Below are 9,243 nucleotides of genomic sequence, written 5' to 3'. Positions count from 1 at the left end.
TGAAAATGCTTGATGGTCATGAAAAAGGTGTATTGAGGGCGGCACTTAAAGGCTATCTGCCTGATGATGTGCTTTATCGCAAGAAGAGTCCATACCCGAAAACCTACCATCCGAAATATACCGAAGCAGTCTCTACTTGGTTGAAAAAGGTGATTGAAAACCCGGGTTCGCCGCTGCTCGAACTGATTGATAAAGAGAAGCTTCAGGCACTTATTGATACCAAAGGTGATTCATTTAAGGCTCCATGGTTCGGCCAGCTGATGTCCGGACCTCAGCTGATCGCCCATATGGCGCAGATGAATGAATGGCTGGAGACTTACAATGTAAATATTGTCGACAGATGATAAACCTTTACAAGGACCTGAAAAGCTAAGGGATATTTTGCTTTTGTATTTCAAATATAAAAATCTCGATAAGGTTAGACTTTACGAACCTAATCGAGATTTTTTTGATACTAAGATTATGTGAGCGAGAAAATGGATAAATAATTACTCCTCAGCTATTTACTTTCACTTCGAAAATGGGTTTTGGAACTGGTCGGCTAATGATGCAACATCAATCGTACCAAGACCTGTACCCTGGTTATAGATTGTTCCTTCTGTCCCGGTGTAAAAGAGATTAGTATTCTCTGCACCTGTCGTGTTCAATGGATGGAACGGAGAATTCTTTTGTTTTGCAAAACGATAGATTTGGCTGTTCCAGAAGCCGATTCGATCGTTTTGGCTGCTGTTCATGAGAGCAGTAAGACCGGCCAATTGTGGTGAAACGACGCTTGTCCCGCCAAGTGTAATGAAACCTGCGTTGCTGCCCGGTGTGTCAGGATCGGACAGATAAACCTTGTAGCCAGTATATGGATCCGCGTTCAGGGAAACATCCGGCATGTTTCTTCCAGTTGCATGACCGGTTACGATTTTTGAGTCGCTAAGCGGAGTTACGGAACCAAAATCTGTGCTCGGTTGCCACAATTGGACTGCAGTATACTGATCAACACCAGAAACACCTTTCTGGTAGTTCGGAGTCGCGAATAGTTGACTGAATCCGCCGCCTCCACCAACAAAATAGTAACTAGCCCAACCTGCGGGAGTATTCAAACCGAGTGAGTCGAAGTATGGATAGAGATAATTCCAGCCCCAAGCGCGTTCAGAAGAAACATTGAGTTTAACACCTGTTCGTGTTGTATACGACCAAGGCAGGGTAGTGCCGCCTGCTGCTGTAATATATGGACTGTCCGCAGGATTGTCTACGGCCAAATTATATGTTCCTGCGTCACGGCTGGCGTCATAAGAGCCGGCATCACCCGCAGAAGCGAACATAGAAATTCCCTGAGCTGCTGCTTGTTCAAACAGTTGGTTAAATACTTGCGCATAGGCAGGATCTTCTGTTTGTTCTTTGATCGCAGCAGTAATTGCTGTTTCACTTAGGCCCCAGCTAACCGAAATCTGCGAAGCGGTGTTTTCATCAATCGCCGTAGCGAATGCGTTAACAAAACCGGTATCAGTATTTGGTCCAACATAGACATTAATATCAGATTTTGGTGCCAAAGCGCCAGATTGTTCTACATCAAGTGTGGTTTCTTCATAACCGTTCCAATCCGATCCGCCGTCAACCAATTTTTTATGAATCCGGTCCGGCTTCACGTCAATACCTTCTTGCTGCCAGAAGCTGTAGGCATCTTCCGTATTAAAATCTGCCAAAGTGACGATTCCGATTGTTTGTCCTGTTCCATCTGCACCTTTACTGTACAAAGGTTCAACGTTGTATTGCTTGATTAAATCTGATGGATTGAGACTGAGCGGTCCACCGCTTGCATTTGGTGTCAGCTTAAGCGGACGTTTGACTGAGCGTGGTGTTAGTTCCGAATAGTTTGTTAAACCAAGAACTGCTAGGACATTGTTTGCTAAGAAACGTGGCAGTTTTGGTCCGTTTTTAGCGGCATGAAAGCTGCGGCCTTTGAATTTTGCTTTCTGGATTGTTACGCTGAACGCTTTGTTAAAATCTCCGGCAGTTCCGCTTGCTGAAACAATCAGGTGGTTCGCGTAAATTTTTGTGCTGATATGATAGTTTTTGAGGTATTGGGTCAGTGCAATGATTGTCGCAGGAGAAGCGCCAAAATTGCTTCCAAATTCGTGGACACTCAGATAATTGTGGTAAAAGGCGCTGTTTGGATTTACTGAGCGATCAATATAGGACTGAAGTAAGTGTTCATTTTTCGCTTTCAAGACAATGTCGACAGACACCGGTGTGTTGTCTGGTAGATCACCGAAATAATCGGCATTATCAAGAACTGCACGACCAGTACCCTGGCTGACCGTAGTTGGTTGCTTATCCTCACTGTTGGTTGCGGCAAATGCCGGAAGTGAAGCAAAAATAAGCAGTAACGCTAAAGCTGAAGCGGTGAATAGCCTGCTCCATTTTTTCATCATACGCGAATCCTCCCTAATTTAAATATCTAGTACTATGAAAAGATGCTCCCTTTTCTCTCTGAAAATAAGAAACAAAACTATCATAACCCAGAAAGATTCATAGTTTAAGCGGAAAAAGTCGAATTGTTTCGACAATAAATGACTGATTTTGAGAAAATCAGGAAATATTACCTATTCAATATAGGTCAAAGGTCACTGAAATTTGATAAAATTTGATTTGGATTCGACTATAAACTAGGAGTACAGTGAAAAAAATAGTTCATAAGACCCTTGGGTGGTAAAGTAAGGGGAGACTTGTCAAACATTCATGAGGATCAGATAATGGACTGTATTTAGAATAGGGAAAAATCTATGATTAAGAGATTTTTCAAAGAAGAGAAATTTGCTCAATAATGAAAAGAAATGGAGAGAAAAATATTAATTTTCTCCCCATTTTTACGTTATAGTGGTTATTCGGATTTACATCTTAGGAAACCATATATTAAAAGATAGAGATTTTGATCATTTGGAAACAGCTTTTCTGAAGACAAATGATTGGAGGTGTTCCCACGGACGAGATTGCCAACGTTTTAGGGCGAACAGACCTCTGAACCATTCATCTGCTCCTTGGGCAAGCCAAATTCCGATCAATCCGAAACCAAAATGAACACCCAATAAATAACTCAATCCGACCGCGATCAGCCACATTGAAACAACGCCAATGACCACAGGAAAACGGACATCACCTGCTGATTTTAGTGACCCCATTAAAACGATATTGATTGCTCTTCCTGGTTCGGAAAAAAGATTGATCCAAAGCACAGGAAGCCCAATGGCGATTATTGCCGATGTCTTTGTAAATAAGCCTAATATAACTACTCCTGAAAGAGCAATAATTATAGAGACAAGTGTCGATGAGGCCATCGCGATTATTACGGTTTTAATTCCGCGTTTATAGGCTTGTTCCGACTGCCCGCCTCCAATATACCGAGCAATAAGAAGCTCGGTTCCTTGGGCAATCGCTACGGTAAAAAGAAAGCAGAGCATCGTGATATTTAGAATATAAATCCTCGCTGCAAGTGCACCGGTTCCAATCATGACAACGAATGCTGTAATGATTAATTGGGACAATTGATACGAAAGCATCTCCCCTGCTGAAGGGACACCAATCGAAAGTAAATCATGGATATTCTTTCGACTCGCGCGATAGCAGTCCTTGAATGAAAATTTTACATTCAGCCTTTTCCAAATGACCAGTGAAAGTGCGACAATGGCAAACATCCGAGCGATTACCATCGCCCAAGATACACCACTGACTCCTGTAATCGGAAGACCAAAGGGACCGTTTGTTGCAATCACGTTTCCAAGCACACTAATTCCATCCATAATAACGGTAATAATCATTGCGTCTTTTGTGAATCCATGGCTACGTAAAATCGCACTCATCGCGAGTGAAAGTGATTCAAGAAAAAGTGATGCGCCGCAAATCCGGATAAACAAGAGTCCGTCTTGGAGAATCATCCCATGTAAATGGAACAACCCTAGGAAGTACTCGCCGAACAAGACGACAACAGCGGATACGATAACCCCGAACCAGAAATTCATAAAAAAGACAGAGTGTGCGATCTGTTCAGCACGTTGGTATTGCTTTGCACCCAGATTTTGACCGATTAGAATCGTTGCGCCAATTGAAGTTACATTAAAAATGAGGATGAAAAGACTTAACAGCTGATTTGCGACGCCGACGCCTGATGCCGCTGCGTCGGAGTAACGGCCAAGCATTAATGTTGCGATGATGCCCATCGCCATACGAAGCGCGATTTCAATAAAAATGGGCCAAGTGATTTTGAAAAGGGTTTGGGATTGATAATTAATTGTTTGTGTCTTCAAATATCAGACCAGTTACTGAAATGAATAAGATAAAATGCAGAAAATCACCTATCCGTTGCGGTTTATTCAGCACTGGTGTTCACCTCACTTTTCAACAAGTTCCAAATAGAGAAAACGATATACACGATTCATCCACATATCATAAATCATTTTGAATTAAATGTAAACGGTTACCATTAATTATGATATAATAATTTTGTAATGGAATGAGTGGAAGCGAGGGAATGCCATGGCAACTTTGTCTGATGTGGCACGGAAAGCTGTTGTTTCAAAAATGACGGTGTCACGAGTAATTAATCATCCTGAACAAGTTTCAGCCGAATTACGTCAATTAGTTTATAACTCCATGAAAGAACTTAACTATGTACCTAATTATGCTGCACAGGCCCTTGTTCATAATCGAACTCAAGTGATTAAATTTCTCATTTTAGAAGAAATGGATACAACTGAACCATATTATATGAATTTGCTGGCTGGAATTGCGATAGAGCTCGACCAGCGCCATTACTCACTGCAGCTTGTGACTCGCAGTTCACATACCATTGGGAGATGTGATGGATTAATCGTTACGGGAATGCGCGAAACGGATTATGATCATATTATTTCTCATCTTGAGCAGCCTGTGATCTTGTTTGGGGAAAATAAAAAAGGTTATGACTATGTAGATGTTGATAATAAAAAGGGAATGCAAATGGTAACGGAACATATTTTAAATCATGGTTGTCAAAAAATCTTGTTTTACGGTATTGAAATTGACGAACCGTTCATGCGCTCAAGAATTGAAGGTTATGAAGAAACAATGAAGATGAAGCAGCTGTTACCTCAAATAAATCTGATGAAGAACAGTTCACATATCGCTCAATTTGAAGCAGAAAAAGTATTACAAAAAAATCACGAACGTATCGCCTTTGTCTGTGCATCAGATCGGTTAGGGATTGGCGTTGTCCATGCAGCACAAAGGCTTGGCCTAAATATTCCTGGTGATGTGATGGTGACTGGTTTTGACGGTGTATTTCTGGATCGTATCGCACAGCCAAAGTTAACGACTATTCGCCAACCCATTGTGGAGATGGGAAAAACGTGTGCTAAGCTATTACTTGATAAAATTGATCAGGACGGGATGAAACAAGGAAACCGAATATACAAGCCTGAATTAATCATCCGAAATACTACAACAACTTAACTTGGTGTTGCTTTCATTTTTCATAATTCTTGTTTGATCTTTCTTTAATTGTTTGTGAATGTTTGGTCATCTTTTCTAAGTAAATGAACCTACGACAATTGCGACTCATATTATTCAGGGTCCGCCTTTATTATTTTTGTTAGCGGTAACAGAGCAATTGGTGATTGTTATCTTTGAAAGCGCATGCTAATTTTAAGGAGTAAAGGAGGTGAGGTAAATGGATAAGCCTTGGTGGCATAAAGCAATCGTGTATCAAATCTATCCAAAAAGTTTCAATGACACTAATGGAGACGGGATTGGCGACCTTCAAGGCATTGTAGAAAAGATGGATTATATTAAATCTTTGGGGGTTAATGTGATTTGGATTAATCCTATTTTTAAATCTCCTCAAGTAGACAATGGATATGATGTAAGTGATTATTATGCAATTGATCCGCAGTTCGGTACGGATGCTGATATGGAGCAACTGATTGTTGAAGCGAAGAAGCGAAATCTTAAAGTCATTTTTGACTTAGTTGTTAATCATACATCGGATCAGCATCCGTGGTTTCAGGAAGCGAGAAAGAGTCTTGACAATCCGTACAGGGATTTCTATATCTGGCGAGATGGGAAGGATGGTAAAGAGCCGAATAACTGGGCGTCTTTCTTTGGCGGAAGTGTATGGGCTTATGAACCTTTAACCAAACAATACTATTTTCACTTGTTCGATAAGAAGATGCCGGATCTTAACTGGGAAAATCCTAGAGTCAGAACTGAAGTCTACAAAATGGCAAGGTATTGGCTGGAAAAAGGGATTGACGGCTTCCGACTGGATGCAATCATTCACTTGGCTAAGGATCAGAGCTTTTGTGACTTTAATAATCCTGACCAAAATGAAGAGTTTGTGATTGCAGAGCCGTGTTATGCCAATTTACCAAAAGTACATGCGTTCATTCGTGAATTCAGTCAACAAATGAAACGAATGAAACCCGATTGTCTTTTAATTGGTGAAGCTGCTTCAGCAGATGTTGAATTAGCGAAACGATACACCAAACAAGACCGCAAAGAATGTGATTGTGTTATTTCATTCAAACATTTGGATGCGGTTACATTTAGCGGGGATACCCGACTTCCTAAAGAGTGGCAGGAAGAGCATTTTGATTTAATATCTTTTCGAAAAATAATGAAGCATTGGCAAGAAGAGCTATATAAAGAAGGATGGCCTGCGTTATTCTTAAATAACCATGATATGCCGCGTATGCTATCAAGATTAGGTGATCCGGGCCGCTATCGTAATGAACGTGCGAAGATGCTCGCAACACTCATGTACCTGCATTGGGGTATGCCATTTATCTTTCAAGGAGAAGAGATTGGCATGACCAATTTAAAACTGGAACAAGTTGAAGATTATCATGATTCGTCACTTTCAGCATCAGCAGCTCATCTTCTGAAACTGGGGTATAGCTACGAACAGATGATGCATTGTGTGTACACACGATCAAAACACACATCGCGCGGCGCGATGCAATGGGACACGAGTTCTTACTCCGGATTTTCTGCAACGCGCCCATGGTTAGGGGTTAATAAGGATGATCATCGGGTCAATGTCCAAGAGCAGGAGAATGATCCTAATTCTATTCTCAATTATTACCGCAGTCTTTTGAAGATAAGAGCGAATCATCAACTATTTATTGAAGGATCATGTCGTATTCTAGATGTAGAAAATCAATTTATCTATGCTTATGAACGCCAGGAAGCAGGGAAGACAGCTCTTGTTATCTGTAATTTTTCGAATCAGCCGCAGTTTATTGATCAGCCAGATCTTTCATCGTGGACATGTTTACTGAATAATCTGGGCAAAATTAAGTACGAAGAAACCAACAGACAGTTAGCTCCTTATGAGTGCTATGTATTAGTAAAGAATAAAGAGGAGGGTATGTAATGGAAAAGTCAGCAATCTATCATCAACCATGTAGTTCATACGCATATCCGTATGATAAAGAAACGATGCATATTAAAGTACGTTCCAAGAAAGATGATATCCAATCTGTAGTCTTTATCTATGGAGATCCGTATGAAAATATCAAAGTTGACGGGGAATATCAATGGGTAAGTCACCGAGCTGAGATGAAAAAAAGTGCGACGACCAATTTTCATGATTATTGGTTCATTGCCATCAAACCTGAGTATCGACGCTTGCAGTATGCATTTGTACTTACAGATTCAAATGGAGAGTCTGTGTTCTATGGTGATCGTGATTTCTTACCAAATGACCAGGTCACATTTTCAGTTCCCGATAACTTTTTTAAATTCCCTTATATTCACGAAATAGATTTGTTTAAAACACCAGAGTGGGTAAAGTCTACAGTATGGTATCAGATTTTTCCGGAACGATTTGATAACGGAGATCCTGATCGATCCCCAGAGAATGTATTGCCATGGGGTTCGAAAGATCCTGATCGAGATGATTTTTTTGGCGGCGATATTCAGGGCATTATTAATCGTTTAGATTATTTAAAAGATCTGGGAATTAGCGGTATTTACCTAAATCCAATCTTTAAATCACCTACAAATCATAAATATGATACTTTAGACTATTACACTATTGATCCGCATTTCGGCGACAAAGAAACATTTCGTACATTAGTTCAGGAAGCTCATAAAAGAGGCATTCGGATCATGCTTGATGCCGTTTTTAATCATATCGGCAGTAAATCAAAGCAATGGCAGGATGTCATCGAGAATGAGCAGAAATCAGTCTACAAAGATTGGTTCCATATTCATTCATTCCCTGTACGCGATGGAGAAAATGGCAATTTTGATGGTAAACCGTCGCTATCTTTTGATGCTTTTGGGTTTACTACGACCATGCCGAAATTAAACACAGCGAACTCAGAAGTACAAAACTATTTATTAGACATTGCAACATATTGGATTAGAGAGTTTGATATCGATGGATGGAGACTGGATGTCGCTAATGAAGTAGATCATGCTTTTTGGAAAAAGTTTCATCAGGCAGTCCTGAAAGAAAAAGAAGACTTGTATATTGTCGGTGAAATTTGGCATAATGCATGGAACTGGCTTCAAGGCGATGAATTTCACAGTGTGATGAACTATCCGTTAACAAAATCAATTATTAATTTCTTTATTGAAGATAAGATTGATTCTTCACAATTGATCAGTAGCCTGAATGGACACTTTATGAAATACAGTCGGAATGTCAATGAAGCAGCATTTAATCTTCTAGACAGTCATGACACTGCCCGAATTTTGACCTTGGCAAAGGGCGATGCTCAAAAAGTGAAACAGGCACTTGCATTCTTGTTTGCGCAAACAGGTTCACCATGCATTTATTATGGAACAGAAGTTGGACTTGACGGCGGCAATGATCCGTTATGCCGTAAATGTATGATTTGGGATGAAGAGAAGCAAGACCTAGATATGCTTCAATTTACAAAGAAATTAATAAAGTTGCGTAATGACTATCACTCTATTCTTTCACAAGGGAGCCTTGACTGGTTGGAGACCAATGATTCCTCGAAGAAAGTACTGCACTTCAGTAGAGAACTAGGCAATCAGTCGTTGATTTTTATCTTTAATCATGGAGATAAGGAAGCCAGTGTTTCTTTAAAAGAAGATCACTCATATACAGACATTTGGAATAGTAAGGAGATCGAGACGAAAAAAATCGATGTTCCTGCACAGGGTTTTACCGTTCTCAAAACAAAATCCTGAGTGGCTCATATCCTGTTATCGGTAACATGAAAACAGTCGTTGTAAACGATTACA

The 9,243-nt window shown here is 40.3% G+C and carries 6 protein-coding genes; 4 read left to right on the top strand and 2 right to left on the bottom strand.

From position 1 onward, the window contains the following. Positions 1 to 344 (top strand): asparagine synthase-related protein (locus M3N64_RS13250; protein ID WP_249103671.1); only part of this gene is annotated, 344 nt, incomplete at its 5' end. Positions 345 to 509: 165 nt separating this feature from the next. On the opposite strand, the gene M3N64_RS13245 is transcribed toward M3N64_RS13250, so the two are convergent. Further along, on the bottom strand, positions 510 to 2,423 hold the full coding sequence (locus M3N64_RS13245; protein ID WP_249103667.1) for a S53 family peptidase: 1,914 nt from the start codon (positions 2,421 to 2,423) through the stop codon (positions 510 to 512). A 501-nt stretch (positions 2,424 to 2,924) separates the two neighbouring features. Continuing rightward, positions 2,925 to 4,292, bottom strand: a complete 1,368-nt coding sequence (locus M3N64_RS13240; RefSeq protein ID WP_249103663.1) for an MATE family efflux transporter — start codon at positions 4,290 to 4,292, stop codon at positions 2,925 to 2,927. Between the two features lie 229 nt (positions 4,293 to 4,521). Here M3N64_RS13240 and M3N64_RS13235 point away from each other — a divergent pair, with 229 nt between their 5' ends. The 3 genes from M3N64_RS13235 to M3N64_RS13225 all read left to right on the top strand — a co-directional run bounded on the left by M3N64_RS13235 (position 4,522) and on the right by M3N64_RS13225 (position 9,189). Beyond that, complete coding sequence (locus M3N64_RS13235) at positions 4,522 to 5,475, top strand: LacI family DNA-binding transcriptional regulator (protein WP_249103660.1); 954 nt, start codon at positions 4,522 to 4,524, stop codon at positions 5,473 to 5,475. Between the two features lie 217 nt (positions 5,476 to 5,692). Beyond that, positions 5,693 to 7,396, top strand: a complete 1,704-nt coding sequence (locus tag M3N64_RS13230) for a glycoside hydrolase family 13 protein (protein ID WP_249103658.1) — start codon at positions 5,693 to 5,695, stop codon at positions 7,394 to 7,396. Beyond that, positions 7,396 to 9,189, top strand: coding sequence for a glycoside hydrolase family 13 protein (locus M3N64_RS13225; protein WP_249103655.1), 1,794 nt, complete (start codon positions 7,396 to 7,398; stop codon positions 9,187 to 9,189). The genes M3N64_RS13230 and M3N64_RS13225 overlap by 1 nt, the downstream gene beginning before the upstream one ends. Positions 9,190 to 9,243 lie beyond the last annotated feature (54 nt).

This window comes from Sporolactobacillus mangiferae (assembly GCF_023336505.1).
GTDB classification, from domain to species: domain Bacteria; phylum Bacillota; class Bacilli; order Bacillales; family Sporolactobacillaceae; genus Sporolactobacillus; species Sporolactobacillus mangiferae.
This window is presented reverse-complemented; position numbering and strand designations above follow the sequence as displayed.

Bases quoted from the DNA above. Each gene is read 5' to 3' on its own strand.
- M3N64_RS13235 (WP_249103660.1), top strand. From the start codon at position 4,522: ATGGCAACTTTGTCTGATGTGGCACGGAAAGCTGTTGTTTCAAAAATG.
- M3N64_RS13225 (WP_249103655.1), top strand. From the start codon at position 7,396: ATGGAAAAGTCAGCAATCTATCATCAACCATGTAGTTCATACGCATAT.
- M3N64_RS13245 (WP_249103667.1), bottom strand. From the start codon at position 2,423: ATGATGAAAAAATGGAGCAGGCTATTCACCGCTTCAGCTTTAGCGTTA.
- M3N64_RS13230 (WP_249103658.1), top strand. From the start codon at position 5,693: ATGGATAAGCCTTGGTGGCATAAAGCAATCGTGTATCAAATCTATCCA.